General features: G+C 42.0%; 29 protein-coding genes and 1 pseudogene. 5 read left to right on the top strand and 25 right to left on the bottom strand.

Annotation, left to right across the window (positions count from 1 at the left end; genetic code table 11):
* Position 1: 1 nt before the first annotated feature.
* From ICN15_RS07635 to ICN15_RS07615, 5 genes are all read right to left on the bottom strand, one after another.
* The gene (locus ICN15_RS07635; protein WP_370625435.1) at positions 2 to 667 is read right to left on the bottom strand and encodes an amino acid ABC transporter permease; all 666 of its coding nucleotides are present in this window, start codon (positions 665 to 667) and stop codon (positions 2 to 4) included.
* Positions 668 to 672: 5 nt separating this feature from the next.
* Complete coding sequence (locus ICN15_RS07630; protein WP_216202122.1) at positions 673 to 1,383, bottom strand: amino acid ABC transporter permease; 711 nt, start codon at positions 1,381 to 1,383, stop codon at positions 673 to 675.
* A 34-nt stretch (positions 1,384 to 1,417) separates the two neighbouring features.
* Positions 1,418 to 2,689: a D-amino acid dehydrogenase gene (locus ICN15_RS07625; protein ID WP_216202121.1), complete on the bottom strand. Its 1,272-nt coding sequence runs from the start codon at positions 2,687 to 2,689 to the stop codon at positions 1,418 to 1,420.
* Positions 2,670 to 3,449, bottom strand: a complete 780-nt coding sequence (locus tag ICN15_RS07620) for an amino acid racemase (protein ID WP_216202120.1) — start codon at positions 3,447 to 3,449, stop codon at positions 2,670 to 2,672. The genes ICN15_RS07625 and ICN15_RS07620 overlap by 20 nt, the downstream gene beginning before the upstream one ends.
* Positions 3,450 to 3,531: 82 nt before the next feature.
* Positions 3,532 to 4,416, bottom strand: a complete 885-nt coding sequence (locus ICN15_RS07615) for an amino acid ABC transporter substrate-binding protein (protein ID WP_216202376.1) — start codon at positions 4,414 to 4,416, stop codon at positions 3,532 to 3,534.
* Positions 4,417 to 4,968: 552 nt separating this feature from the next.
* Between ICN15_RS07615 and ICN15_RS07610 the strand changes: the two genes are divergently transcribed.
* Together ICN15_RS07610 and ICN15_RS07605 are read left to right on the top strand one after the other, a co-directional pair.
* Complete coding sequence (locus ICN15_RS07610) at positions 4,969 to 6,192, top strand: cytochrome c (protein WP_216202119.1); 1,224 nt, start codon at positions 4,969 to 4,971, stop codon at positions 6,190 to 6,192.
* Between the two features lie 157 nt (positions 6,193 to 6,349).
* On the top strand, positions 6,350 to 6,814 hold the full coding sequence (locus ICN15_RS07605; RefSeq protein WP_216202118.1) for a CIA30 family protein: 465 nt from the start codon (positions 6,350 to 6,352) through the stop codon (positions 6,812 to 6,814).
* A gap of 82 nt (positions 6,815 to 6,896) precedes the next feature.
* Here the strand turns inward: ICN15_RS07605 and ICN15_RS07600 are convergent, their stop codons facing one another.
* The gene (locus ICN15_RS07600) at positions 6,897 to 7,451 is read right to left on the bottom strand and encodes a DUF427 domain-containing protein (RefSeq protein ID WP_216202117.1); all 555 of its coding nucleotides are present in this window, start codon (positions 7,449 to 7,451) and stop codon (positions 6,897 to 6,899) included.
* A gap of 244 nt (positions 7,452 to 7,695) precedes the next feature.
* Here ICN15_RS07600 and ICN15_RS07595 point away from each other — a divergent pair, with 244 nt between their 5' ends.
* Positions 7,696 to 8,763, top strand: a complete 1,068-nt coding sequence (locus ICN15_RS07595) for a response regulator (protein WP_216202116.1) — start codon at positions 7,696 to 7,698, stop codon at positions 8,761 to 8,763.
* 578 nt (positions 8,764 to 9,341) lie between these two features.
* Here ICN15_RS07595 and ICN15_RS07590 read toward each other — a convergent pair.
* The gene (locus ICN15_RS07590; RefSeq protein WP_216202115.1) at positions 9,342 to 9,740 is read right to left on the bottom strand and encodes a BLUF domain-containing protein; all 399 of its coding nucleotides are present in this window, start codon (positions 9,738 to 9,740) and stop codon (positions 9,342 to 9,344) included.
* A 129-nt stretch (positions 9,741 to 9,869) separates the two neighbouring features.
* Complete coding sequence (locus ICN15_RS07585; protein WP_216202114.1) at positions 9,870 to 10,442, bottom strand: phasin family protein; 573 nt, start codon at positions 10,440 to 10,442, stop codon at positions 9,870 to 9,872.
* 218 nt (positions 10,443 to 10,660) lie between these two features.
* On the opposite strand from ICN15_RS07585, the gene ICN15_RS07580 reads away from it, so the two are divergent.
* Positions 10,661 to 11,137, top strand: coding sequence for a Dps family protein (locus tag ICN15_RS07580; protein ID WP_216202113.1), 477 nt, complete (start codon positions 10,661 to 10,663; stop codon positions 11,135 to 11,137).
* A gap of 118 nt (positions 11,138 to 11,255) precedes the next feature.
* On the opposite strand, the gene phnX is transcribed toward ICN15_RS07580, so the two are convergent.
* The 15 genes from phnX to ICN15_RS07505 form a co-directional block, all read right to left on the bottom strand.
* Entirely contained in the window at positions 11,256 to 12,080 is an 825-nt protein-coding gene (gene phnX / locus ICN15_RS07575) for a phosphonoacetaldehyde hydrolase (protein WP_216202112.1), read from the bottom strand.
* Complete coding sequence (locus ICN15_RS07570) at positions 12,080 to 13,228, bottom strand: TIGR03364 family FAD-dependent oxidoreductase (RefSeq protein WP_216202111.1); 1,149 nt, start codon at positions 13,226 to 13,228, stop codon at positions 12,080 to 12,082. Before ICN15_RS07570 ends, phnX begins: the two co-directional genes overlap by 1 nt.
* Positions 13,218 to 14,291, bottom strand: a complete 1,074-nt coding sequence (locus ICN15_RS07565; RefSeq protein WP_216202110.1) for an iron-containing alcohol dehydrogenase — start codon at positions 14,289 to 14,291, stop codon at positions 13,218 to 13,220. The genes ICN15_RS07570 and ICN15_RS07565 overlap by 11 nt, the downstream gene beginning before the upstream one ends.
* Positions 14,292 to 14,294: 3 nt before the next feature.
* Positions 14,295 to 15,107, bottom strand: a complete 813-nt coding sequence (phnE, locus tag ICN15_RS07560) for a phosphonate ABC transporter, permease protein PhnE (protein ID WP_216202109.1) — start codon at positions 15,105 to 15,107, stop codon at positions 14,295 to 14,297.
* Complete coding sequence (gene phnD / locus ICN15_RS07555; RefSeq protein WP_216202108.1) at positions 15,104 to 16,051, bottom strand: phosphonate ABC transporter substrate-binding protein; 948 nt, start codon at positions 16,049 to 16,051, stop codon at positions 15,104 to 15,106. The genes phnE and phnD overlap by 4 nt, the downstream gene beginning before the upstream one ends.
* Positions 16,052 to 16,077: 26 nt before the next feature.
* The gene (gene phnC / locus ICN15_RS07550) at positions 16,078 to 16,926 is read right to left on the bottom strand and encodes a phosphonate ABC transporter ATP-binding protein (RefSeq protein WP_216202107.1); all 849 of its coding nucleotides are present in this window, start codon (positions 16,924 to 16,926) and stop codon (positions 16,078 to 16,080) included.
* Positions 16,923 to 17,477, bottom strand: a complete 555-nt coding sequence (locus ICN15_RS07545) for a phosphohydrolase (RefSeq protein WP_216202106.1) — start codon at positions 17,475 to 17,477, stop codon at positions 16,923 to 16,925. Before ICN15_RS07545 ends, phnC begins: the two co-directional genes overlap by 4 nt.
* 316 nt (positions 17,478 to 17,793) lie before the next feature.
* The gene (locus tag ICN15_RS07540) at positions 17,794 to 18,471 is read right to left on the bottom strand and encodes a RodZ family helix-turn-helix domain-containing protein (RefSeq protein WP_216202105.1); all 678 of its coding nucleotides are present in this window, start codon (positions 18,469 to 18,471) and stop codon (positions 17,794 to 17,796) included.
* An 18-nt stretch (positions 18,472 to 18,489) separates the two neighbouring features.
* On the bottom strand, positions 18,490 to 18,882 hold the full coding sequence (locus tag ICN15_RS07535) for a polymer-forming cytoskeletal protein (RefSeq protein ID WP_216202104.1): 393 nt from the start codon (positions 18,880 to 18,882) through the stop codon (positions 18,490 to 18,492).
* Positions 18,883 to 19,747: 865 nt separating this feature from the next.
* Entirely contained in the window at positions 19,748 to 20,674 is a 927-nt protein-coding gene (locus ICN15_RS07530; protein ID WP_216202103.1) for a formylglycine-generating enzyme family protein, read from the bottom strand.
* 10 nt (positions 20,675 to 20,684) lie between these two features.
* The gene (locus ICN15_RS07525) at positions 20,685 to 20,927 is read right to left on the bottom strand and encodes a DUF2789 family protein (RefSeq protein ID WP_216202102.1); all 243 of its coding nucleotides are present in this window, start codon (positions 20,925 to 20,927) and stop codon (positions 20,685 to 20,687) included.
* 333 nt (positions 20,928 to 21,260) lie between these two features.
* Positions 21,261 to 21,782, bottom strand: a complete 522-nt coding sequence (locus ICN15_RS07520) for a hypothetical protein (protein ID WP_216202101.1) — start codon at positions 21,780 to 21,782, stop codon at positions 21,261 to 21,263.
* A 17-nt stretch (positions 21,783 to 21,799) separates the two neighbouring features.
* Positions 21,800 to 22,291: a peptidoglycan-associated lipoprotein Pal gene (gene pal / locus ICN15_RS07515; RefSeq protein WP_216202100.1), complete on the bottom strand. Its 492-nt coding sequence runs from the start codon at positions 22,289 to 22,291 to the stop codon at positions 21,800 to 21,802.
* Positions 22,292 to 22,374: 83 nt separating this feature from the next.
* Entirely contained in the window at positions 22,375 to 22,683 is a 309-nt protein-coding gene (locus tag ICN15_RS07510) for a hypothetical protein (protein ID WP_215319339.1), read from the bottom strand.
* A gap of 552 nt (positions 22,684 to 23,235) precedes the next feature.
* A complete protein-coding gene (locus ICN15_RS07505; RefSeq protein WP_216202099.1) occupies positions 23,236 to 24,009 on the bottom strand; it encodes an FTR1 family protein in 774 nt (257 codons plus the stop codon).
* Between the two features lie 326 nt (positions 24,010 to 24,335).
* Between ICN15_RS07505 and ICN15_RS07500 the strand changes: the two genes are divergently transcribed.
* The gene (locus tag ICN15_RS07500) at positions 24,336 to 24,644 is read left to right on the top strand and encodes a high-potential iron-sulfur protein (protein ID WP_216202098.1); all 309 of its coding nucleotides are present in this window, start codon (positions 24,336 to 24,338) and stop codon (positions 24,642 to 24,644) included.
* A gap of 38 nt (positions 24,645 to 24,682) precedes the next feature.
* On the opposite strand, the gene ICN15_RS07495 is transcribed toward ICN15_RS07500, so the two are convergent.
* Entirely contained in the window at positions 24,683 to 25,339 is a 657-nt protein-coding gene (locus tag ICN15_RS07495; protein WP_216202097.1) for a peroxiredoxin, read from the bottom strand.
* A 303-nt stretch (positions 25,340 to 25,642) separates the two neighbouring features.
* Positions 25,643 to 25,762, bottom strand: a pseudogene (locus ICN15_RS07490) (IS30 family transposase); the annotation flags it as partial.

The following is a 25,762-nucleotide window of genomic DNA, read 5'->3' as shown; positions in this document are numbered from 1 at the left end:
TTCAGCGAATAATTTGAATTTTCTTTTGAATTTGTCTTACTGAATATGACAGTCCAAAGCAGATGATGAAATATAAGACGGCAGCTATTAGGTATGCCTCTACAGGTCGGTTGTAATTTTTAGAAAGTATCTCAAAACCTTTCAGAAGATCATAAGCACCGATGGCATAAACCAGAGAAGTATCTTGAAATAAAATAATCGTTTGCGTAAGCAAAACAGGGAGCATATTTCGAAAGGCTTGAGGCAGAATGATGTATCGCATGCTTTGAAAGTAGGTTAACCCTAAAGCGTATCCGGCATTTACCTGATCCTTTTTTACACTTTGAATACCTGCGCGCATGATTTCAGAATAGTAAGCCGCCTCAAAAACAGTAAAGGTAATGAGCGCTGAATATTCAGCGCCTAAGGTCTGGCCGGTGAGCAAGGGCAACAGAAGAAAGAACCACAAAATCACCATTACCAGTGGGATTGAACGCAAGGTAGTCACATATACCAAAGCAGGAACACTTAACCATTTCAGACTAGACAAACGCATCATCGCCAAAATGGTGCCAAGAATGATGCCTCCTATCATGGCTACCAGCGTAAGGTGCAAAGAAAATACGAGCCCCTTAAGAATAAAAGTTGAGATTATGTGCCAAGTAAAAAAACTAAAGTCAAGATTCATCAGGCTCATTTTCTTGCTCCTGTTGAACTAGGGATGGAGATTTTATACTCTATAAACTGAGCAACTAAATTGACAATAAAAGCTGAAATAAAATATAACCCCGTTACTACTAAATATATTTCGATACCCCGAGAAGTTTCTTCTTGGGCCTGCATTGCAAACATTGTTAGCTCAGCAATTCCAATCGCAAAGGCAACTGAAGAGTTTTTAACAATATTCATCGCCTCACTCGTCAGTGGCGGAATGATAATTCGAAGGGTTTGCGGAAGCAAAACGTAGCGATAGGACTGAACCACTGTGAGGCCCAAAGCTAGAGCGGCGTATCGCTGACCGGTCGGAAGGGTGAAAACCCCTGCTTTCACTTGATCAGCAATACGAGCCGATGTAAACAACCCCAATGCAATCACCACCAATAAAAAGCTGGGGATCTTATTCATGATTGGAAACAGGGAAGGTATTACGTGATACCAAAGAAATAATTGAACTAAAAGAGGAATATTTCTAAATAATTCCGCCCAAGCATTACCAATACGTTCTAAGTATTTATTGTTTGTGGTGCGCAATACCCCAAATAAAAAACCAGCAAAGAAAGCCAATGCAAAAGATAAAACAGAAACAAGTAAGGTCCAGCGCCAAGCTGTCATAAGCCAGGTTAAATAAGTTTCATTACCGCCTATACTTTTGAGAAAGACATCCCACTCAAACGTGTATTTCATAGATACGACCTAATAATAAGTAAAACTGCTAGTTTTATCGGCAAGTGAAATTATCCACATTAATTGGAGGAACTTTACCCATCATCATAAAGGCCAAGACTTTGGCAGAGCCTGGTGCCAGGGTCAAACCTAATGCGCCATGACCTGCATTGATCCATAAGTTTTCATACGCAATTCGACCTAGGTAAGGAAGGCTTGTTGGCGAGGCCGGCCTTAATCCCGCCCAAGGGAGGGCATCATTTTGATCAATGGCTCCGGGAAATAGTGTCTCGGTATCTGCTGCTAACGAATCAATCCGGTCTTGTGGAATTTCAAGCGTGTCCCCTACGATTTCAGCAAAGCCGGCGACCCTAAGGCGATTTCCAATCTTAGCAAAGACTACCTTATGACCCTGATCCGTTATACAAGTTGAGGGTACCGCTGACGTGTCTTTGATAGCAAAATCGATGCTATATCCTTTAATTGGCTCGATTAGGAGGCTTTTTCCCAACTTTTCTAGTAAGTGATTTACCCCATTGCCTCCAGATAAAACAAATTGCTCAGCCTTCAATATGGTGCCGTCTTTTAGCTCAAGAGACTGAATTTTTCTCTGTGCAATATTAAAATTGACTACCTCGTTAGCAAAAATCGTTTTTGCACCGCTTGCAGCGAGCAGTAACTTGGTGAGTTTGGCGCAATCGACCACCTCTTCAGACTCCGTATAAACACCAAAGGCAATTGCACCTTCATCATGCCTCAAAGCAGGCTCAATTAGTAAACAGCCCTGCTTATCTAGTATTCGCTGAATACAGCCATGCTTTGCCTGAAATGCCACTTGTTGTTGAACAGCCTTTAACTGCTGGTTATCTCTAAATATAACCAACTTACCTGATCGTCTAAAACCAATGTCATCTACATTCACTCCGGTTTCACTAAGCCATTGCTGCAAAACCTCCCTGCTTAAGCCAGAGAGAGCCAATAGATCGATAGTCGAGCGCCTTACTTGCCTGGTGTTACATGCCAGTACAAATGCAAGCAGCCAGCGAAAATGGCGCATCGAAAATTGTGGAGCCCACTTGATAGGGCTATTCTTTGAAAATAGCCAAAATGGAATTCTTTTTAGGGCATAGGGCGTAGCTAAAGGCTCAACATAGGAGTAACTTAATTGGCCACCATTCGCCTGACTAGTTTGTTGTGCGGGGCCAGATTCTTTATCTACGATCGTCACTAACCAACCGGCCCTAGATAAGGCATATGCAGTTGCTGCACCGACGATGCCAGCACCTACAACACATACGTGGCCAAGTTTATCTGCTGGTTGAATCAATTGATCGAGGTCTAGGTTGAATTAAATTTACATCCTGCTGAGTTGACCACTCCACCACCTTAGAAGCTAGAGATTGCGTCGGATCAACTAAGGGCACGTCAATATCTGATGACCTTAAAACCAAAGGTATCTCAGTACATCCCATAATAATTGCAGTAGCGCCTCTATCTTTCAAGGCATTTGCGGCTTTTATCAATAAGGCATGCCCTACTTTTAAATTACCCTCTTTAATACTTGTAATTGCAGGCATAACCCACTCTGAAATCTCTTTTGGTGATGGGAGTAGCCAGGCAAGCTCTTTACACTGCGCCCTTAAAATCGAGTTACCCCTATCAACGTATAAACCGGAAGAAATCGTGGCTTCCGTAGCCAGTAAACCCACAACAGGTCGAGAGCTTCCTATCTTATAAATAGCCTCAATTGCAGAATCGACAATATGGATGATTGGAATAGGAACTGCCTTCTCTAATTGCTCAAACCAAAGGTGCGCAGTATTACAGGCAATTGCAATGACCTGAGCATCAGCATCGACTAATCGTTTGGCATTCGCTATCAATTCGCTCAAGGGAGAGGCGCCCTCACCTTTGTAAGCTTGGGTTCTATCGGGTATCTGAGGAATACAGCTAACGATCAATGGAATATGGTCCTGATCGCAACTTGCAGGGGTTGACTCAATCACCTTGGTCATAAAGTCTACAGTTGCTAGAGGGCCCATGCCTCCTAGCACCCCTACCAAGCGATAGTCTTTTGACTTTAGCACTGAAATATACGCCCTATAAAAAAACCCGAAGCCTAAGCTCCGGGTTTCATAATCACATCAACACTACACAATAATACGTAAATTATGCTGCAGGCTTATCTGACAGAGCCTTCAGGTTGTCCTTCAACTCTTTACTCATCGGGGCATTTAAGTTGATGCCCTTAGGTGGAATTGGGGACATAAACCATTTTTTATACATTTCTTCAAACTGGCCGGACTTGATCAAATCAGCAAGTACACCATCAACTAATGCCTTAAAGGACGGGTCATCTTTTCTGATCATGATTGCATACGGCTCAACCTGAATAGGCGCTCCAACTACTGCAAACTCAGCTGGATTCTTAGACGAAGCACGCAAACCGTACAGCAAAATATCGTCCATGCCAAAAGCATCTGCTTTACCAGTCTCAACCATTAAGAATGCATCAGCATGATCCTTGGCGCCAATTAAATTAAATCCAAGATTGGAATCCGTATTGAGTTTTCTCAATATTTGATAATTAGTAGTGCCCGTAGTTGAAACTACTGTTTTACCTTTAAGACTATTGATATCCTTGATACCACTATTGGCTTTAACCAAAAAGCGTGTCCCAGTGTAGAAATAGTTGGTAGCAAAGCTAACTTGCTTACCCCTCTCAGAATTGTTCGTCGTTGAACCGCACTCAATATCCACTGTTCCATTCTGTAGTAACGGGATCCGGTTCTGCGATGTAACCGCTTGAGATTTAACTTCAATGACGCTTAGGCCGGCAGTCTGCTTAACCTTATCAACAATTCTTCCACAAATTTCCCATCCAAATCCGGTTGGGCGGCCATTATCGTTGAGGAACGAAAAAGGAATTGAAGACTCTCTGTACGCGACAGTAATTCCGCCAGATGACTTTACCTTGTCAATAGTAGATTGGGCAAAAGTGGCGCCAGAAAAAACTATCGATACTAATGAAGCGCTAAAAAAAACTAATCGCATTTTATTATTCATAATTCAATCTCCAAAATTTAAATTCTTTTTACTCATTAATCTTTACCATTACTAAATGGTTAATTTCAAATCCATTAACAATTAATTTGGTGCTAACAACTTTATCACCATCTATATACCCTCCATGTTTTAACAGACTTTAATATATTAATCTAGCGGATGTCTCAAATTGATGCGTTTAGAGGGGCTATACACAAGTCAAAGAGCGCACTCCAAAGGAATTCGCCATATAAAAGACCTCTTAAACATGGTTCTAATACGGGGGGAAATGTAGAAATTAGACTGTGTAGAGCGTACCTAGCTTCAGGGGCATCCAATCCGTAAAAACTTTACCTACTTTGGACTTAGATTTTCTGACCTGCCTGATGCGATTTCAAGGCGCGAACTAGATCTTAGATACATTCATTAGGGGCTACATCCACACTATCCAATTGATTCATAATGGCCAGACATTGTGGTTATCGTGTTATTTAAAATGCATAGCTAAATCTATAAGATAATTCATCTACTCATTTTCTAATATTGCAAAAGGTCAGTCTGATGGTGCGCACTTTGTCAACTGTAGTCAACGGATTCAAAAATTTATTTGTTTGCGTAACCATTGCACTCTTGTCTTTTAGTGCCCTTGCCAATGATGCTGTAAAAGAAGGTGCCTACCTAGCTATCGCGGGCGATTGCACTTCTTGTCATACTGCGCCTGGTGGCAAACCGTTTGCCGGTGGGCTCAAAATGGCAAATCAGTTTGGCTATCTACTAACACCAAACATTACTCCCGATATGGAAACAGGCATCGGCGCATATAGTAAAGATGATTTTTTTCGGGTCTTGCATGATGGTGTGAATAAAAAAGATCAGGATCTCTATCCGTTTATGCCTTATGTGGCATACACCAAAGTAACTAGAGCAGATTCAGACAAGATTTATGATTATTTAAGAACGATTCCAGCAGTTTCTAATCCCGTGAATGTCAACAACTTGGATTTCCCTTTTAATATTCGCGCCAGCATGATTGTGTGGCGGGAGCTTTTCTTCAAGGCGGGATCCTATAAGCCTGACCCAGCTCAATCTACAGTCTGGAATCGTGGAGCGTATTTAGTGGAGGGTCTAGGCCACTGTAGCTCTTGCCACTCCCCTCGCAATTTGATGGGGGCAATTGAAAACTCAAAGGCCTATACGGGCTCTGTTATTGATGGCTGGTATGCCCTCAATCTCACCTCAAACCCATTAACAGGTCTTGGCAAATGGTCTGCCGCAGATATTGCGCGTTTTTTGAAAACAGGCTCATATGAGAATAAAACCACTGTATTAGGCCCGATGGAGGAAGTAGTCCATAACAGCACTGGGAAAATGACGGATGCGGATTTATTCGCAATGGGCACGTATCTCAAATCCATCCCCGCTAATTCCAGCCTCTCTGAGGAACGCAAAAAGGTGGATGCTACGGCTCTGACTGGTATTAAGCTTTATGTTGAGAATTGCAGCGGCTGTCATCAGTCCTCTGGTAGAGGTATTAATGGGGTCATCCCGCCCTTGGCAGGCAACCCAGTAGTCATGGCTGACCAGCCCAACAACATTATTAAGGTGATGGTTCGAGGCATCAAAAGACGTGATGGTTACATTGCGATGCCGTCTTTTGCCTCTCGACTAAGCAATCAAGAGATTCTAGAGATTGCGAATTACGTCAGATCTAGCTGGGGAAATGGCGCTGACCCCAATGTGACTAAATCTCTGGTGGAAAGTATACGAAAGAACCCGGGCTTGTAACGGGGGATAGACTCCTTGATGGAGTCTATCTAATCAAATCAATAGTCCACCTGTCAGCTTATTTCTAAACTCATTGAACTCAAGAAGGCACTTTCTTTTCACCTGCAGCGTTTACTGTTTAAGCTGGGCAGGACTATCTCGTGCGCAAGGAATTGATATGGATTTCACTAACCCAAATGTGATGCGTGATTGCTGGATTGTGAATGATGGCGTAATGGGTGGTATGTCTCAATCAAGCCTGCGTCAAGATGCGCAGGGTATGGTTTTTGAAGGCCTAGTTTCACTTGAAAATAACGGTGGATTTGCCTCTATGCGCTCATCAGCCGGATTCCCCCGGGGTACTCAACTGCTTAAACTTTTAACAAAAGGGGATGGCCAACGTTATAAGCTCATCTTGCGAACTGCCTTAGCGCCGCGGGTAACCTATGCAGCAGATTTCATTGCTGAACCAACTTGGCAAACGTATCAATTTAGTGCAAGTCAATTTAAAACAACTGTTCGTGGACAGCTTGTTAATGCACCTATCCTATCCTTTTCTGATGTCATTGAGTTTGGCATCCTGATTTCTAATCATCAAGCAGGTAGTTTTGCCATTCAACTTAAAACGCTTCAATCCGTTTGAATCGAAAAAAGTAAAGCCGAAGGTCTTACTGATCATTGGCCAAATGTGAAAGCGACTTTTCACCTTAGGGCTATAGCGGGTTTTACCAGCCATGACTTCCAGGGCCCCCTTTAAATGGGCCAACCAGTTCTGGTGTAATCCAGCCACCATAAAATCCTCCGGGCTGGGGTGTTACTGGCTGACCTCCAACCGTGCACTGCAGTGAGGTTGCGTAGAGCGCTACACAATCTTTTAATAACTCAGCGCCAGGTAAGGGGCTCGGATAACTCCACGCAACCTTTACTAAAGAGCGCGAACCATCTACCAAAGACCAGTACTTAGCAGGTCCCTTCCATTCGCAAACAGAACCTCCCCCCGCTAGCTGGAATAGGCTCTGATCAACATCTGCCCAAGGCAAATAAAAGGTCGGTGGGTGCGCAGTCTCCAATGCCATAATCGCACGATCTGTTCGAGCAACTGGCACATTGCCCCAGCGCACGATCACCTCGCGATGATCTAAAAGTAGTTGCGGTGGACGCGGAAAATCCCATACGGATACTTGGCCCGGTCCGGGCAATTGGGCAAAATCAGGCCTGCTTGAACCACGCCAATGCCAAGCGTCTCGTGCCGCTTGAAGCCAGGAAGGAATTTCACTCATGCTTATAACTTATCAAAGTGTTATTGAAGGCTATTTAAATAGCTAAGATATCAACAAGGTTGATTTTATTGGATTTTGGGTGCCCATCACGATTCGAGCGTGCTAACAACCCCTTGGAAGCTTTAAAAGTGAACCTATATGTTCGATCGCGTACATAAGCTTTAACTATTCTAGTTTACGCTCAAGACGCATTTAACCAGCAGCAGATACTTTGCGCTAATGTAAATTCAACATGAAGGAAGCGATGAATGACGCAACTATTTTAATAGTGGATGACACAGCAGTAAATCTCGATTTACTGCAGGCGGTTTTAGAGAGTCGCAACTATAAAGTCCGCACAGCATCTAGTGGTGCTGAGGCTTTAGCGGCTATGAAAGAGTCGATACCCGATTTAGTGGTACTAGATGTGATGATGCCCGAAATGTCAGGGTATGAGGTGTGTACAGCTATTCGACAAGATCCAGCGACAATGTCAGTACCTGTAGTCATGCTAACAGCACTCGATCCCGCCCTTGAAAAGATCAAGGGCATTGAAGCAGGCGCAGATGATTTTTTAACTAAACCCCTTAATCAGGCTGAATTATTTGCAAGGATTGAATCCTTGCTCAAAATTGCTCATATTCGCAAAGAATTAGAGAAAAAGGTTGTCCAGCAAACTAAAGAAATTGAGGGCTTAAATCACCTCAAAACATACGTATCGCCAACCGCTGCAGAAATCAGCGTCAGTGAAAATCAAGTCAATTTGCATCAAGCGCATCGAAGTGAAATCACCATTGTTTTTATTGAATTACGTGGCTTTAGCTACCTAGCCAGCGACCGACAAGCAGAAGAGGTCATGGTCATTTTGAGTGAAGTGCATCAAGTTTTGGGTAAATTAATCAGTCAGTTCTTTGGAAAAGTGCAGCGGTTTTCATGCGATGAAGTTGTCATCTTTTTTAATGATCCCATACCCGTAGAAAACCCAACCTTACAGGCAGTTAGTTTGGCTAAACGATTTAATACTGCCTTTATTAATCTCAAGGTTCGTTGGGCCGAAAAGGGCTACACCGAATCGTTGTCCCTAGGGACGGGTATCGCAACTGGCTATGCCCTGTTAAATATGTTTAAAGTTCTTGATCGAGAGGTCTATTCAGCAATTGGAGAGGTCGGAGATCATGCCATGAATTTATCCCGCGGAGCAAAGAAGGGGGAGATCTTAATTGATACGCGCACTGCTTTTAAATTAAATTCTGATGAAAAAAGTGAGCGGCACAATACCGTTTTGCTCAAAGATCTAAATAAGTACATAGAGGCTAGAAGTCTCCAGTATTAACGTCCCAAGTGATTCTTCATTGAAATTAAAAGTAAAAGCCGAGCGCTCACTACTCAGCAGAGGCTAAATAGCTAAGTAGCTAAGTAGCTAAGTAGCTAAGTCTTAAACCTGACAAGATCAGTTGTGGGATATTCACCCAGAGCAGCGGAATTGATTGGAGCCGGTAAAGCCGACAGTCAGTGCTCAGGCCTGCCTCACTACTATTTGGAAGATCTCTTAGTCCCCAAGGGATTCCCGATCACCCTCATATGACCCTCGCAATGAGGGCAAGTTAAACCATCCCACGGCTCTAAGCCGTCCAAGGAGTGGCAAGTTTTACAAGCTGGCCTGGTACTGAGCTCGGGGTTAATACAACCTGGTTTTGCCAATGTGTAACTATCAAAGTCAGTGCATGAGTGACACACCATAGCAACCGTCATGTGATGAAGACTCATTTCGACTCCAATTTCACTAATGCATTGCAGCTTACAAGAACTACATTCGAATTTGTATTTGGAGCCCATTAATGTGTTCTTTATTTCAAGTATGCTATTTTTAACTTTTTGGTAGTTAAAATCTCAGCAATTGAAATCGATGGATTACTTCAAATCCCTAAGAGCAACTAGGAGGGGATGCCCAATTGGAAAATTCACATCTTCAACAGCTGCTGCGACTTCAGGTAATTGTTGGGCCACTTCCTCACTGCCCTGAAAAACCATTGTCCACTTACTAAAACTTCTATGGTCAATTGGCTTTGAATCTATGAGACGAACATTTTTATGTCTACTATCTTTTTGAATTTTTTTCCACAAATCTTCAATTTGGACTTTGGGTCCCTCAATGATTTGACCAAAGCGATTATTTTCAAAAATTAAGGCGCCTGTAATTCCATCATGAGTGTTACTCAAATACGAGTGATAGAGCAAGCGCATTAGACCTAGAAAGGACATTTCTTGGGCAGGCTCGCTTATGTAAGTTAATTCGATCAACTGGGTCATATAGCTCTAATATAAAGAAGTATCTGAATTAACATAATCACCACTCATAATCCCTCACTAAGAGTAGTGCTAAAAGCAAATCCCCGACCGCTACTGACGGGGATTTGCTCTTTAAGGTCATAGCACCAGTTAAGCAGCGATAGCCTTTGTCTTTTTAGCCGCTGTCTTTTTGGCTGACATCAATTGCCCCTGAAATGCGCTTAAAGTGCTTTCCATAGTTTTTTCAAAACTGGTATAGGCATCTTTTGATACCGCATAGGCCTGATCAAAGCTCTGTAAGGCAGCATCAAACATGTAGTCAAATGCAGTTACTGCTGAAGCTGAACCCACTGGAGCCATACCAGTGATCTCTTTAGCCATTTGTCTTAATTCGGCTTGAGAGTCATCAATGGCGGATTCAATCATTATTACCACCTCTTTATTACTCTTACTGATCACTTTATTGACCCTACTCTGAACAGCTGACACCTCAGAGATCACTTCTTGAGCTTCTTCAACCCTGAATAACTCCAAAGCCTCTTTAGCATCTTTTATCCTAAGGATGTGTGCAGCTTTAGCTTGAGTTGAAGTTACTGCCTCTTTAGTAACGTCAAAGTGTATATCAGTGATCGCCTTGGCATTATCAATAGCTAACTGTGCCAACTCTTGCGCTGATTCAATGGCTTTTGCTTGTGCTGCAATCAATTTCTCTGTTTGATACATCGTGATTCTCCTTAAAAAAGTACTAATAGGAATTACAACCAATATTGCACTGCAATATATTAAATTGGATTTATGAAATTTACATGACGGTAAAAAAGCCTCTGCAAATGCTTAAAAATTGACTTTTGTATTGTGATTTCATTCCTTTAGAAACAAAATAGGCGGATGATGGAACAATGATTTCAAAACAGGGTTTTCAACGAAAAGAGGAGTATGAAATGAGCGCAAAAATGAATATTGGGATCAGCGAAAAGGATCGTAAAGCGATTGCTAAAGGATTGTCAGGGCTATTAGCTGACAGCTATTCCTTATATTTGATGACTCATAACTTTCATTGGAATGTGAAGGGTCCGATGTTTAACACCCTACACACCATGTTCATGGCTCAATACACAGAACAATGGGCAGCGCTCGATTTAATCGCAGAACGCATCAGGGCACTTGGTGAGCCAGCACCGGGCACTTATAAGGAGTTTGCAAAACTAACCTCAATCAAAGAAGTTGAGGGGGTACCAAAGGCAATAGATATGATTCAACATCTTGTCAAAGCACAAGAAGCCACAGCGAAAACTGCTCGTAAACTTTTTCCCTTGGTAGAAAAAGCAAATGATCAGCCAACAGCTGATTTACTTACTCAACGACAAGATATCCATGAGAAAACCGCTTGGATGCTAAGGAGCTTGCTGGAAGAATAAGCACTATCAGCATTGCTAAAAAGGGCTTTTATCAACTGTTAGCTCATTCCTTTTGCCCTCAAGAATTCTCCTGCCTAGTACGATTCGAACTTGCAACCTATTTCTCAGATACCCTAAGCTAGTTATTGTAAGAGTTTGGTTTTTCACCCAAGTCTAAACGTGTATTAATCTCATCGATAATGGGCAGTAAATCCGCAACAGAATCAATCACGTAATCAGGGTGCATTTCTTGCATTTTCAGTCTCGCTGAATTTTTAAGACGATTAGCCTCTCCATCTGGCATCGCATTCAACTCTTCAAAAGAAAGACCAAGCGCATTGCCACTGACTGCTACACCAACAGTCCAGCAACCAAAAGCCTTACCTTCCTGAATCCCCGGCTCGGTATCATCGACCTTAATGAATGCGAGCGGGTTATCTAATCCCAGTTGCACCGCACATTTGTGCATCATTTGAGCGGATGGCCTACCAAGTTGAGTATCACCGGAGTATGAGAGGGCATCAGCCTCATATCCCTGCTCCTTAGCAATTGGCAACAATATGTCTAAAAGCTCTTTTGTATATCCAGTTGTAGATCCAATTTTAATATGGCGCTCACGGAGTGTTTTGCTTAGCTCTGCTACACCTGGAATCAGTTGGCCGCACTCTCGAATGCTGACCTTATTCATGGGAACAAAAATATCTAACAGACGATCAACATCAGCATCAGTATGCGATTTTCCATGCATCTTAAACCATTGAGATTGAATTTCCGAAAGGCTTAAGAGTGCATTAATATGATCCCACTTATTGATTCCCATTGGAATACGGGCTTGAGGAATGGTCATCTCAATTCCTTCAGATTGGAATAGTTTGACGAAGGCGCCCATAGGGGCCCTACTTCCAAAGTCTACTGTTGTACCAGCCCAATCGAAAATAATTGCTTCAACTGAAGTTTTAATCATTACCTTAACCATTCATCAAAATTATCTTTTGCAAGCCCAAAAGCTGTGCTTGCCCCTGTTCCACTGCTGACTATGGCGACCCTCATCTCGGGTGATACTTTTTGAATTAGTGCATCGCATGTATTTGAGGATGGATACACTCCAATCCAACGCTCCACCACTCTGTGCTCAGAAATGCTTAAAACTCGATACAGTAATTGAATAATCAGCTGTTCAATTTTTTCACTCGCAAATACATTTTCGGAAGATCCATAGTGATGTGAATCGCCAACTACGAGGCTACCATCCGCACTCTGCACGACAATCAAATGTATACCATTCTCAACATATTCAGGCATCTCTATTGCGATCCGCTCTTTAAGAGCTTTAGCTTCAGGCAATTCCGACCACCCCAAGTATCTAGCTAAGCTGTTATCTGTCATCACGCTACCCGGAAGGATAAAGCCATCCTGCACTTTGATTCTGAGCATTTGAAGAGTGCATAGTTTTAAGTCATGTTTCTCAATATAGGGTTTGGCTATTCCTGTTAGCTCGGCGCCAGGACACAACACAATTCTTTGAGCATCAAATTGTTGATCTGACGTATGAACCGATGACCCCTGAATTGATAAGACCTCGGTCTCCCAATAAAAATCCACACCGATGACATTTTGCAAGTAATTGGCTAGCTGTGGAATTGCCTTTTTAGACTCAACTCGAAATTCGTGGGGGCTGTACAGAAGACCTAATGAATTCTTTAAATTGAGGTTAGCAGTGTTTTTAAACCCTAGAGACTCTAACTTTGAATAACTAGTTTGAGGATAGTACTCACAGCTAGCACCCATAGGAGTTTGAAGAAAAGCTTTTGCAACCTCAACCGCCTCGGGACGCTCGCATAAAATCCAAGTACCCTGATGTACGATTTTGATCTCCGCCAAGGCAGCTAATTCTTTCCAAACTTGCGCTGAATACACTGCCCTTCGCCAGGTATCCCGAGCACCTTGCCCCGACACTGTGATAAAACCAAAATTACGGATAGAGGCCCCAGTACAGCGAGTATTTTGCTCAACAATGGCGACTGATAAACCCCTTTTTTTAGCTTCATAAGCGTGAGCTAGGCCCACAATGCCAGAGCCAACTACTAAGAAGTCATACTTTTTATTCGCCATTTATCCTAAATCCTGCAAAATTCTTTCCACGAGCAGAAAGCCTCACTGTGTTGACCTGCTCTTCCACTCTTCTATCTCGCTCTAGTGGTGAATATGAAGTCAAGCCTAAAGTATGCAACCATTGGTGCATTTCTACTGGAGTTGAAAAAAACTGATCTACAGCCTGATTCAAGCTTAACAATATCTTAGGATCACAATCACTCTCGATTAATAATTGCCATACATAAGGTAACCAATAGGCACAGGATTGACCGTGACTTTTTTGATTTATTGCTGTTTCAGCGTAGGATAAAGCATGCACGAGTGCTGTTTGTGTTGTTGCCATGGCCAAACCAGCAGATAAGGCTGCTTCTGAAAGATGTGTACGTGATTCTAAATTATCTAAATCAACTTGAATCAGAGGTAAGTAATGACAGATTTTTTTGGCTGCAAAGATGGCAAGACGAGTGGTTTCTTCTGTTCTATTGCTATTCCAAATCGCCTCTAAAGCATGTGAAAGGGCATCGATTGCGGCATCTCGCGAAATGACCCACGGAGCACCAAGACATAGGCAAGGATCGACGATCGCTACATTAGCAAAAACTTCAGGCCCAAAAAATGAATGTTTACGCTGTTTTGTAAAATCCCAGATAGTTGCAGTGGGCGTGACCTCACTGCCTGTTCCAGCTGTTGTTGCAGCTAGCAACAAGGGTATTTTGAGATAGGATTCATCATCCATTGATATATCAAGATGTTTACTCAACCAAGCAGCTCCATCAGGCTTATAACGCAATACTTTCGCCACATCCATCACGCTGCCACCCCCTATTCCCAGCAATGCTGATTTTTTTAAATCGGCTCGGTTCCAAAAATCATCCTGAAGCTCTTGAATGGTCGCAGTATCTGGCATCCCCTTTTCGTAGAGGGTTTCAGAAAGAATCCTACCTTGCAAGGCAGTTCGTATTTTTTTCAACTCTTCGCTAGATATCTCTGGAATTCGTAGAATATGAAATCCATGATCAGGATAAAGATTTCCTAACTCTAGAATAGATCCGGCACCGAAATAAATACTGGGCTTAAACATTATTTAACTTGCAAGCTTCCTTAAATAGGAAGAAATCAAGTCGATCATGGTTACCGTTGCAATCAAAATAATCAACACTGCACAAGTTTGAGGGTATTGGAAGCCGCGTATGACTTCATACAAAATGACTCCAATTCCGCCCGCTCCTACCATGCCAACAACGGACGCCGAGCGGACATTTGACTCAAAGCGATATAGGGAATAAGAAACCCACAACGGCATTACTTGGGGCAAAATTCCATACACAATTTCAGCAATAGGATGAGCACCCGTTGCCCTAATTCCTTCAATAGGTCTTGGATCTACCGCTTCTACAGCTTCTGAAAACAGCTTAGCCAGTGTTCCGGTTGTGTGGACAAACAATGCAAGCACCCCTGCAAAAGGTCCTAAGCCGACAGCCACAATAAACAACATTGCAAATACCATCTCATTGATGGCACGAAATGCATCCATTAGGCGGCGTACGGGTTGATATACCCATGGACTCACCACATTAGATGCACTTAATAAACCTAGAGGTACTGCAGCTAAGATTGCTAATAAAGTCCCCCAAATTGCAATTTGAACTGTTACCAGCATCTCACTCACATAGAGCTTCCAGTCTTTAAAGTTGGGCGGGAAAAAATCAGCGGCATACTTGCTCATATTCCCAGAATCTTTAATCAGATCTAAGGGGCGCATTTCTGCACCCTGCCAAGCCCAAGTCAATACTAAAAAGAACAAGGCCCACCCTAGGTAATAGGATAGGCCATGCCTCTCTTCAAAAGCGCGTACTTTGACTCGATTTAATGAGAGCTCTGAAGCGTAGTCGCTCATTTAATCTTAGCTAATGCCTCATTCAATTCAGCCACTTTTTTAGCTTTATCTGCATCGCTAATCGTGTTATCGATCTCTACCTTACGTAACTCTTTGAATAACTCCAATTGACGAATAGGATTTAATTGAGCATTCGTAGAAGGTCTAAATCCGCCATAGTTATAGATATTCTTGAGTACAGCCTTTTCTTCCGGATTTGACTTAGCATAGTTGTATACAAACTTTTTTAATTTCTCTTTTGTATCTTTATCTAAATCGGTACGCCATACAAATGGATCGCTAGGAATTAATGGGCTTTTCCAAATAATCTTGATCTCCTGAGCTGCTTCAGGCTTAGTTGCCGTCAAGCGATCAATCTCTTCAGAATTGTTGGTCGCGACATCAAGCTGTTTTGCTAGGATCGCCTGAAGATTTGCACCGTGACTTGCATTTCTTACTGTTTTAAAGGTATCTCTTGCGTCTATATTTCGCTTGGAGAAGATGTAATAGGTTGGGACAAGAAATCCAGATGTTGAATTCGGATCTCCAATGCCAAAATTAATGCTCTTACCATTTTTAATCACATCATCCACATTGTTATATGGGGAGTCTTTTTGAGTAATTAAATAGGATGTGTATCCTAAAGCGCCGTCAGCAAAAACTACTTGCGCAAATACTTCACCGCTAGCACGATCAACTGCCTCCATAGCCGCTTTATTTCCAAACCAAGCTACTTGCACCTTATTAAAGCGCATCGCCTCAATCACTCCAGCATAGTCTGGCGCATAGAAAGATTTGACCTTGAGGCCAGTTTGCTTCTCCATGTCTCTGAAGAACGGCTCCCAACGATCCCTTTGCGCAGACGCAGAATCTGTTGAGATAACACCAAAACTAATTTCTTTAGCCTGCACTAAGCAAACTGATAAAACCATAAAGCCTGCCATTAGTATTTTGCTTAACTTCATTTCAATCTCCCAATAAAAATTAATACCTAGTGAACTAATGTGAGTTTTGGCTCTGAAATACTGGACTCTTCAAGAGAAGAAGAATCTGCATCCATCTCCAAATCTTCCAAATTGGATCCGTATAACTCTGCCAATATGAAGGCACTTAAATCCTTTGTCGGACCATCGAAAACTACAATGCCTTTATTCAGGGCGATCGTTCTCTCGCAATACTTCCTGGCAACTGGAATCTGATGCAAGCTCGTCATAAATGTTAGATCCAATTTTTGAGACAAATTAACGATCGTTTCCATTACCTTTCTGGCGGACTCGGGATCTAATGACGCTACCGGCTCATCTGCCAATACAATTTTTGCGCCCTTAATCAATGCCCTAGCAATCGCCACTCGTTGTTGCTGTCCACCAGACAGGGTTGAGGACCTTTGATAGGCAAAATCAGCTAATCCGACCTTATCTAGGGCATCCAATGCCCTAGCCTTTTCTTCTAAGGAAAATCTTCTACAAATAATCTCGAAAATATTCTTTTGAGGGCAAATACCAATTAAGACATTAGTCATTACATCTAATTGATTGACTAAGTTAAATTGCTGGAAAATGATACCGATTTCATTTCGAATTTGACGTACGTTATGAGAGAGCTGTCCATGAGACTGAATTTCGCGACCATTAATGGATAATTCACCGCTACTTTTATCTAGAGTCTCTAAGCCGGAAATCGCTCTAATCAGAGTAGATTTACCAGATCCTGAAGCACCAATTAATGCCACCCTCTCGCCAGCGACAATATCTATGGTGACATTACTTAAGGCCTGATTCTTCTTTCCGCTTGAATGGAATGTCTTAGTTGCTGCCTTGATTGTCAGTACGCTACTCATTGACACTCCTCGGCTAAATTGAGCAACTCAGCTATCGCATCTGCTTTTGCGGGCATGTTTAGATCAGGATTTTTAGCAAGATCATCCCACCTTCGTAATGACACGGCATCTTTTGCAAAAGGGAGGGCTATAAATTGGGAGCACTCATTTTCAGACATAGCGCCACCCTGAAGTTCTAAGCTTCTAATTGAGTCAGCAGACAAAGCTTTGCGATAGTCTGGATATGTAGTCACTAAGTAACGTTTGGCCAAAACATGCATCAGTACCGGCTGACTCACTTCTTCAGAAAAAACGCTAAGGAGGTAATTGCCGCCGACATGCTCATGACGATCATCGTGCCCATAAGTTGTTGGAGTGCCTTCTTTTTTAGACAAAAGATGGCCAATGTCATGCAGCCAAGCTGCTAATTGCAATTTAGGGCTGGCACCACCTGCCTTAGCAAGCTGCCCGCATTGCCAAGCGTGGGCTAATTGAGAGATCCCTTCACCATCATAAAAAAGATCGCCCTTTTCTTGGTATAAGTCAGCTAAGGCACAGGTAAATAATGACATGCAGACAATATGACAACGAAATATTACGAATGCGTGTCAACGACTGGAAATAAGATTTTTTTGTGTTATGTCATCGGCCAAGGAAGTTTTGGCCTGCCCAGCACGATTCGAACGTGCGACCTACGCCTTAGAAGCTTTAAAAATGAGCTAAAACAATAGCTTAGACAATGACATAAGCCCGACAAGATCAGGTGTTCAGTAGGCACCGAGATCTGTGGTTCGTAGTGGAATTCTCTGGTTAGTGTCTAGCATTAACAGAAGTAGAGTCGGTCGAACCGACAGTAAATCATCAAGTTCAAAAAAGGCTTTACCGTACTTACCTTTCTGGTGGAGCTACTACTGGAGCATTTTCTTTGACTATCTCAGGATTATCTTGAGCTTTATTGATTGGCTCTTGGGCATCCTTGGCTTCAATCAAAGGTTCAGCAGAAATAGTTAGTCTAGCCTCAGCCCCATCAGGCTGGGGTTTAAATAAAATAACCAATATCGCTACCCCCAAAATGACCCCCAAAGATAAAGCTGCTTGTATAGGAAATACAGTTTGGTAGCTGGCTATCTTTTCCTTAATCAAAATTGAAATTTTTCGCACAATCTTTGCTGCAGAATTTTCTTTGTTTTTACTAGTAATGGGTTTGGGACTTTTCTCTACTAACTCTTTTTGATCCAACCGCTCTGAGGTAACAGGCTTTGGGGTCAATAGCTCCTTGACAGGAGCTTGAGGAGTCTCTGGCATGATTTGCAAATCAAGTGCTTGCTGCTTTATCAAAAAAGCCTCCTCTTCGCTTAATCCTAATGCTAATGCAATCTTTTTTGCAGCAACCATTTTGATTGATTCAGAATAGAAGGCATTACTTTGCCCATTTTCTATTTGTTCAATATGTGTTTTGGAAAGAGTAACTTCTCTAGCTAAATCTTCAATTGATATTTCTTTTGCTTCTCTAGCTTTTTTGAAATTTTCCCCTAATATATAAGCGATAGAAGAGTGATTTTTCATAATAATTAGACTATGAATCTAGACAAATGATTGGTTTGTGTTTATTGAGACAGTCTGCAGATTATCAGCAAGCTTTTGGTCTGGATCAAAGCAATTTAGCCTGCCATTGACTTTGGCTTCTGGGTGAATATTAAGCTGCTTACACTGAATATCACCTCGAATAATAGCGCTCGGATAAATCTCAACGGAACCACTGGCAAAAATATTGCCATCTACGGTACCCACAATAATTAAGTTAGCCCAATAGATGTTGCCTTGAATATGGGCTGATTTATCAATCACTAGGATACCAATCCCGCCATCAGCCTCCAAAATATCACCTGTAATTTTTCCCAAAATGCGGAAGTTTCCATTGGCCTCTAGCTTGCCCTCAATGGTACTGCCCTCGCCCAAAATGCCCTGAAAAGGCATTTTTTTATATTGGGTTAAGTTTGAGGTTTTGTTGAACAATGTTATCAATCAGGGCTAAATTTTTTTACATAATAATGCCAAACAGTGGCTATTTGAAGAAATGGGCACTCTAGATTAACTATAACAAATAACGATCTAAAAAAACCTCTTAATAAGGACAAAAAAGGAAAGAAGGTCTGATCTTTAAAGAGTCGCAGAGTCGACCAAAGTCCGCCAGGATCAGCTTTAGGGTTGGTTTAGTTGACACATCGGAGAGACTTCCAAGATCTACTACGCCCTTTCTGGGGTACTCAATAAGATGAATGAGCTCGGTCAGGAACGAGCCAGTTCAGCCTAGATTTATATGAACTAATGGTGGTTTGGCCTGCCCAGCACGATTCGAACGTGCGACCTACGCCTTAGAAGAATTCGTGGTTGCTGAAATATGCAATTATTTCAATGACTTAGACGCTTAAATCGGGACTGTGTAATAAACTGTGCAATGCCTTATTCAATAACTAAAAGCACACCTTCATAGCCCATTTTTGTCTCGGTATTCTATTATCATCTTTTGAGTAACATTTGATGGATAGCACAAAATAGCAAATCGATCTATTTTGGAATAGGCACTATTCAGTCCACATGGCACGCCTTTGGGTGACTTACTGTACGGACAAGGACACTCGCCGCCATAGGATTGAATCGATTGTTGAATTAAGACTGTCTTAATCTCATCATCAGAAATTTTGTCATCAGCCATAGCTAACGATGAACCTATCATGATCATGGTAAGAATAAGAAGTTTCATATGGTCCTGGAGCGTTGGCTTTATTTTATGGATACCACTGTTTGGCAATTCTGTCATAAAAGACCCAAATCATCTTTTTCAATCTGAGCCCTCTAATACTAACCTCATGCCTAACAAGATGTAACGAGACTCGGGCGTATTCACATTTCTAAAAGAAGACCGACAATATAAGGGCCATGTGTGCCATGAACCGCCACGCCTGACTTTTGCCTCGCCCTCATTAGGACCTTGTGGATCAATGGTAGGTGAATATTGATAGTAATTTTCAGCATACCAATCAGAACACCACTCCCATACGTTCCCGATCATGTCATATAGACCAAATGGGTTCGGGAGAAAACTCCCAACGGGAGCGGCAAATTCATGATGACTATGAAAGTCAAGAGCATACTGTTTCCACTGCGGCCAAATCTTTAGGGTATCTAAGTCAAATACCTTGGCATGTGAAATCAGCGTACTTGGATCGTCACCGGTAAAGTACCTACTATTCGTGCCAGCTCGGCAGGCATATTCCCACTCGGCTTCAGTTGGCAGTCGATACTTTTTTCCCTCTTTCTCACTTAACCACTTGGCCATAGCGTTAGCATCATTCCAAGTAATGTTCACCACTGGAAAATCGTCTGCCTGAGTAAACCCTGCTTCATCCCATGCATACTGGATATTTCGACCATCAAATACCTCATCATCCGAAGTCTTTAAGTGAGTATCCAGTGGATTAAATCCATATCCACCAGTTCCATCACGGATTGATTCGGGTATATATCCAGAGTGAGTCAAAAATAACTCAAACTGCTTAATAGTGACAGGATGCTGTCCCATCCAAAATGGCTTAGTAATGATTACCTTGTGCGGTGGGCTTTCATCATGAAATTCAGAGAGCCGGGCTAATTCATATTGAGGAAAATCTTGTCTTAATGAATTTTCTGTTTCATTACTGCCCATTAAGAAACTTCCGGCAGGAATATAAGCAAAACTCATAGCAATACTATTTTGTAAGGTCTTCATCGCCGAGGTATCAAACAGATAACTTTTTTATGAGCAAATTAGCAAATTGATCAACTGCCTCTGACCACTCTGAGTCTTGGGCCTTAGCTTTAATCAAAAATGCTTTTTGATCTGGCGCCCAGTAAATGGCATCGTGAAGAGCTGACCCTGGCTTGAGCTGATGCCTTTCTATGTATCTCTCCATATGAATTTTTTGTGACGAAAGCCCTAATTGCTCAAAAAGTTCTTCCAAAGTTCTATTATTCATGTTCATTAGAATTCACCTTCACCAGTATTTGAAACGTGTCTTCTCAGCATCTATATCACCACCTATTGCCCTCATATTCATATTGCAATGTGGGCAAGTAAGCCCATCCCACTCCGCCAAATGCTTGCCCGAGAGGCAACTTGTACAAGCAGGTGAAATACTAATTTCTGTATTAATACTCCCTGGGAGAGCAACCTTATAAGCATCAATGGTTGAGCAGGATTTACAGACCATCACCACTTTGGAGGAGTGGGGCCCAACCTCTCTACCTATGCCACTAATACATTCGAACCTGCAAGAGTGGCATGTAAATTTATATCTAGCCATAAATTAAGCTCGCTAACTCTTTTTGGATTGCACGGCTAACCGCTTCATGCGAGCATCTTGAATGAGTAATTGCCTTTCTTGATTAGCCACACCAATGGTGATCTTTCTTGCAATGAGATCTGCATAGACGCCATCAATTTTTTTAAAGAACTCTTGATAAATTGAGTTCAACTCAGGGCTTAAGCCCTCAGTAGCAACTGGGCGACAGGTATTGGCTTCTGACAAGTAGCTTTTTAGCGCAATTATCTGCTGGTCAGTTAATTTATCGGCTGAATTAAAGAGAGCCTTTGCATGAGGATTGTTCCTTGTAACGGCGATGATCTGACTATCTACCAGCGTTGCATCGGCGCTTTGATTGGTTCGCACAATACAGTCATTGAGTCGTTTAGCAACAGCGGCCGACTGAATTGGTGCTATTGCTTTCGTTGGTGCTGGCGCTTTAACAGACTGCACCGGGCTAGTGGATGTAGTGTTTGTTGCGCATCCACTTAGGAAGGCAATCCCTATCAAACTGAGTTTGAATATATTTTTCATTAAATAGCCTTTTATGTTTAGCGATATGCGAAATCAGCACGGCGGTTTTCTTTAAATGCCGCTTCTGTCTGAGCAGGGTCAGCAGGCTTTTCTTTACCAAAGCTTACGGCTTCTAACTGAGATTCACTAACGCCTTGAGCAACTAGGGCTTTCTTAACAGATTCGGAGCGCTTTTGACCTAGGGCTAAGTTATATTCCGCAGTTCCACGATCGTCGGTATTGCCTTGAATGATCACGGAGACTTTTTGCTTTTGAAACGATTTTAAGTAAGCAGCGTGTGCGGAGATAGTTGAAACATACTTCGGATCAACGGTATAGCTATCAAACTCAAAATAAATGGATCGCTTGCCATACACACTAGACTTGGGATCACTAATGGGATCGTAAGTCATTGAGCCGCCAGCATTTACAGTAGCGACATCATTGGTTTCATCTAACTTAACGCTACTACAAGCGGAAACGAATAAAACCAATAACGCCAAAGGCAATACTTTTACAAATTTAAACATGATGAAATTTCCCAAACATGACTACACATTTATAGCCAAATAGCAAAGAGGCATGCCGCTAAAGCATGTCCCACCTAAGAAAATTAGGCTGTAACTTTGGGTGGCTTAAAGGCTGAGTCGGGGAAGTTTTGCGAAAACAAAACTTCATTTGCAATAGAAAACGTAGCAACTGAAATCGGTGGAGAAAAAACAGTAATCCCAATTTCGGTAATATTTGCAGTTACATGACTCATGAGGTACATGGTGTGAACCGGCTCTTTGTCATCTGCTGATTCTGCAATGTTCTGTACTTGCATCACTATTGAACCGTTGGCGTAACTATAAGCAAGCTCTGCCCGCTCAATTGCGGCTTGAATAAAAATACTTCCAGCGGCCGCCTTGAATGCAATCATGAAAAAGCATATGAATAAAACCAGCGTTTTTTTGCGAAGCAACATGGTTCAGATACTATACCCGATTGCTAAATTTGTCGTTTTAAACGACACGCCACACCAACCTATACAAATAAAAAACCACCCGAGGGTGGTTAGTGTCTCCTCCAACCGATAACAATCTTGAATTGGCTTTTACTATGACAATTCAATTTAGCCCTCAGTGAGGTTGAATATAGCTAGGATTAACCCTTAATCGCAATCATAAATGTCGGTTTACCCGACGTTACCAGCAACGACCTTAAATCAGCGTCACTGAACCGGTATTCGATCACTACAAGGATGTCAAAATCCCCCTACTCATAACCATCCTTTTAAAAGACAGTTCTTGGTGAAAATATCCTAGACTAATAGCGTGTGACCTGAGCCATGAAATCAAATAGCCCACAAGTGGACTATTGAGAGTCTTGGTCGCCCGAGACGAAACTGACAGAAGACTGGAATCTGAATCTACATTGATAAAAAACAGATACGAACCGCCATCTTTAATTCTTTAATCCGCTATTTGCTAAATCAAACTGAAACGCTTTTATTTCCAGAATTTTTGAGCATTTGAACAACAACATACAGCATTGGAATTACTACAATGATGTACGAGATCCAGGTACCAATTTCTCCTTCGGGCCCGTATGGCTCAGTCAATAAATGAATTCTTACGTTATCCACCAAGGGCAATACATTCGCCTCAGAAAATTCATGAATTGAATAAACTACCAATTGAATAAAAAATAGCGACATAAAAATGGCGCTAGCATTAAAAAATAGAGTTAGATTAATCTGCTTGCCATAACGAACCCAAAGTAGGGATAAGATCGTCGCAGCAACTATTCCAAGCGCGCAACCCACTAGCATTGCTTCAGTATTATTTTGTTGAGCTATTGATGCAACCAAGGTGGTACTTTCAATACCCTCTCTTGAAATCATTAAAAATATAAACGCAAAAAGACCGACTCTAGAGAGGCTTTCATTTCTATTTGTAATATCGCTTAACTGTTGACGAATCATTGCACCCATCTTTGGGCCCAAACGAATCATCTGAATTGTGCAACTAAGAATTAAGATTGCAGCAAGAAAGGCTAATGCACCTTCCCATAAAGGACTTAAGGCGCCAATATAGGCCAATACAATACCTAACCCAATTGAGAAAAGTAAAGCCGAAGCAATTGCGCCATAGACGGTTGGTAGCAACTGCTCTTGCTTTAACTGCTTAATAAAGGCAATCGCAATTGCGACGATCAAAAAGGATTCAACGCCTTCGCGAAATAGGACCATAAAAAAATCAATCATACGACCACCTTTTCCGTTTACCGAATAAGAATAATTCTCATTTCGATATTATAATGAGAATTATTCCTATTTACAATAAAGGGGAATATAAAAAATAAATCATAAGGATTACATAGGCTTAGAGTGTCCACCTATCGATGTGTCAGCTTTTAATTAGGTGGGCACGATTTGAGTCCATATATTCGCATAGATGCATTTGCTCCCAGAGTGATTTCAGGAATTACTCAACTTAATACTAAAAACCCCTATTCATGGTAATGTTATTAACTTAAATATGCGTTTTAAGAAGTATTTGAAGTTTTTTATTTTTTAACCCTGGAGTCAATATGAAAAATAGTCGTCGCCAATTTATGATTTTGTCAGCTGCTGGTGCTTGTACTCTAGCTCTAAACGGTAAAGTTCAAGCCCAAGCCATGGTTGCTGAAACTGATCCACAAGCCGTCGCTTTAGGTTACAAAGCAAACGCTATGACTGTAGATAAAGCCAAGTTCGCAAAATATGCTGCCCCACAGGCTTGCAGTAATTGCGCCCTGTATCAAGGTGCCGCAGGTTCTGCTGCAGGTGGTTGCGCCCTCTTCGCTGGCAAACAAGTTTCAAGCAAGGGTTGGTGTTCTGCCTACGCTAAGAAAGCTTAATTTATTTAGTGGACCTCTTGAGTTTAAATCAATGCTGGCTACTTTTTTGGATCTTTAGCGTAACGTAGATAAGGCAACTTAATATCTAGTACGCCATAGCGAGCGCTGGCTTGATCATCATTTAAAGCCAGCGCCACGATTACATCTTGGCCAGGAACCCAGTTTGCTGGCGTTGCCAATGGAACACCGTCTGTTATCTGAATAGCATCTAGCGCCCGAAGAATTTCAGCAAAATTACGGCCAACAGACATTGGGTAAGACATCGTTAAGCGTAACTTTTTATCAGGGCCAATAATAAATACGGTACGAACTGTTGCGCTATGTGCAGGAGTACGACCATCTGGCAAATAGGCATCAGCTGGCAACATATCATAGAGCTTAGCAACTGTTAGTGAGGTGTCATCAATGATTGGAAAATCTGCAGGAACACCAGCAAAAGCAGCAATATCTTTTTTCCATTTTTGATGATCATCTACACTATCAACTGAGATACCCATTACCTTAGTATTTCGTTTGGCGAACTCGAGAGCCAGTTGGGCTACTGCACCAAACTCAGTAGTACATACTGGTGTGAAATCTTTAGGATGTGAAAACAAAATAGCATAGCTATCCCCAATCCAATCATGCAAAGTTAATTTACCAGCGGTTGATTCAGCAGTAAAGTTTGGTGAAAGATCATTAATGCGTATTGACATACCCGCCCCTTATTTAAATAATTACTCAATACTACGCCCTATTACGGCGCCCCATAAAATAAGTAAGCTTGGTCAATAAAGCCTAACAAACAGAGTATTTTGACTTTATCTAATCGGAAAGTTTGGCCTGCCCAGCACGATTCGAACGTGCGACCTACGCCTTAGAAGAATTCGTGGCTGCTGGAATATGTATATATTTCAATGACTTACAGAATATAAATGGTACTGTGCAATAAACTGTGTAATGCATAAGCGTTACTAAAGTAACGCTTGTTTGGCCATTGACCGCTAACGACCTTGGATTCAACCGGTCAACGCAACAGATTGGGCAAAACGTTCTGCCGGTGTTTGATAGTTTAGTGTCTTTCTAGGGCGCTCATTCAGTTTCCTAGCTATGGCATTAAGCTTAGCCTGTGAGTAATT

The organism is Polynucleobacter sp. CS-Odin-A6 (assembly GCF_018882095.1).
In the GTDB taxonomy this organism is placed as follows: domain Bacteria; phylum Pseudomonadota; class Gammaproteobacteria; order Burkholderiales; family Burkholderiaceae; genus Polynucleobacter.
Note: the sequence above shows the minus strand (reverse complement) of the source record. Positions and strands in the feature narration are given on the sequence as shown.

What these genes read in the sequence shown, in the direction of transcription:
- ICN15_RS07635 (WP_370625435.1), bottom strand. Translation starts at nt 667, where the DNA reads ATGAATCTTGACTTTAGTTTTTTTACTTGGCACATAATCTCAACTTTT.
- ICN15_RS07630 (WP_216202122.1), bottom strand. Translation starts at nt 1,383, where the DNA reads ATGAAATACACGTTTGAGTGGGATGTCTTTCTCAAAAGTATAGGCGGT.
- ICN15_RS07615 (WP_216202376.1), bottom strand. Translation starts at nt 4,416, where the DNA reads ATGCGATTAGTTTTTTTTAGCGCTTCATTAGTATCGATAGTTTTTTCT.
- ICN15_RS07610 (WP_216202119.1), top strand. Translation starts at nt 4,969, where the DNA reads ATGGTGCGCACTTTGTCAACTGTAGTCAACGGATTCAAAAATTTATTT.
- ICN15_RS07605 (WP_216202118.1), top strand. Translation starts at nt 6,350, where the DNA reads ATGGATTTCACTAACCCAAATGTGATGCGTGATTGCTGGATTGTGAAT.
- ICN15_RS07600 (WP_216202117.1), bottom strand. Translation starts at nt 7,451, where the DNA reads ATGAGTGAAATTCCTTCCTGGCTTCAAGCGGCACGAGACGCTTGGCAT.
- ICN15_RS07595 (WP_216202116.1), top strand. Translation starts at nt 7,696, where the DNA reads ATGAATGACGCAACTATTTTAATAGTGGATGACACAGCAGTAAATCTC.
- ICN15_RS07590 (WP_216202115.1), bottom strand. Translation starts at nt 9,740, where the DNA reads ATGACCCAGTTGATCGAATTAACTTACATAAGCGAGCCTGCCCAAGAA.
- ICN15_RS07585 (WP_216202114.1), bottom strand. Translation starts at nt 10,442, where the DNA reads ATGTATCAAACAGAGAAATTGATTGCAGCACAAGCAAAAGCCATTGAA.
- ICN15_RS07580 (WP_216202113.1), top strand. Translation starts at nt 10,661, where the DNA reads ATGAGCGCAAAAATGAATATTGGGATCAGCGAAAAGGATCGTAAAGCG.
- phnX (WP_216202112.1), bottom strand. Translation starts at nt 12,080, where the DNA reads ATGATTAAAACTTCAGTTGAAGCAATTATTTTCGATTGGGCTGGTACA.
- ICN15_RS07570 (WP_216202111.1), bottom strand. Translation starts at nt 13,228, where the DNA reads ATGGCGAATAAAAAGTATGACTTCTTAGTAGTTGGCTCTGGCATTGTG.
- ICN15_RS07565 (WP_216202110.1), bottom strand. Translation starts at nt 14,291, where the DNA reads ATGTTTAAGCCCAGTATTTATTTCGGTGCCGGATCTATTCTAGAGTTA.
- phnE (WP_216202109.1), bottom strand. Translation starts at nt 15,107, where the DNA reads ATGAGCGACTACGCTTCAGAGCTCTCATTAAATCGAGTCAAAGTACGC.
- phnD (WP_216202108.1), bottom strand. Translation starts at nt 16,051, where the DNA reads ATGAAGTTAAGCAAAATACTAATGGCAGGCTTTATGGTTTTATCAGTT.
- phnC (WP_216202107.1), bottom strand. Translation starts at nt 16,926, where the DNA reads ATGAGTAGCGTACTGACAATCAAGGCAGCAACTAAGACATTCCATTCA.
- ICN15_RS07545 (WP_216202106.1), bottom strand. Translation starts at nt 17,477, where the DNA reads ATGTCATTATTTACCTGTGCCTTAGCTGACTTATACCAAGAAAAGGGC.
- ICN15_RS07540 (WP_216202105.1), bottom strand. Translation starts at nt 18,471, where the DNA reads ATGAAAAATCACTCTTCTATCGCTTATATATTAGGGGAAAATTTCAAA.
- ICN15_RS07535 (WP_216202104.1), bottom strand. Translation starts at nt 18,882, where the DNA reads ATGCCTTTTCAGGGCATTTTGGGCGAGGGCAGTACCATTGAGGGCAAG.
- ICN15_RS07530 (WP_216202103.1), bottom strand. Translation starts at nt 20,674, where the DNA reads ATGAAGACCTTACAAAATAGTATTGCTATGAGTTTTGCTTATATTCCT.
- ICN15_RS07525 (WP_216202102.1), bottom strand. Translation starts at nt 20,927, where the DNA reads ATGAACATGAATAATAGAACTTTGGAAGAACTTTTTGAGCAATTAGGG.
- ICN15_RS07520 (WP_216202101.1), bottom strand. Translation starts at nt 21,782, where the DNA reads ATGAAAAATATATTCAAACTCAGTTTGATAGGGATTGCCTTCCTAAGT.
- pal (WP_216202100.1), bottom strand. Translation starts at nt 22,291, where the DNA reads ATGTTTAAATTTGTAAAAGTATTGCCTTTGGCGTTATTGGTTTTATTC.
- ICN15_RS07510 (WP_215319339.1), bottom strand. Translation starts at nt 22,683, where the DNA reads ATGATTGCATTCAAGGCGGCCGCTGGAAGTATTTTTATTCAAGCCGCA.
- ICN15_RS07505 (WP_216202099.1), bottom strand. Translation starts at nt 24,009, where the DNA reads ATGATTGATTTTTTTATGGTCCTATTTCGCGAAGGCGTTGAATCCTTT.
- ICN15_RS07500 (WP_216202098.1), top strand. Translation starts at nt 24,336, where the DNA reads ATGAAAAATAGTCGTCGCCAATTTATGATTTTGTCAGCTGCTGGTGCT.
- ICN15_RS07495 (WP_216202097.1), bottom strand. Translation starts at nt 25,339, where the DNA reads ATGTCAATACGCATTAATGATCTTTCACCAAACTTTACTGCTGAATCA.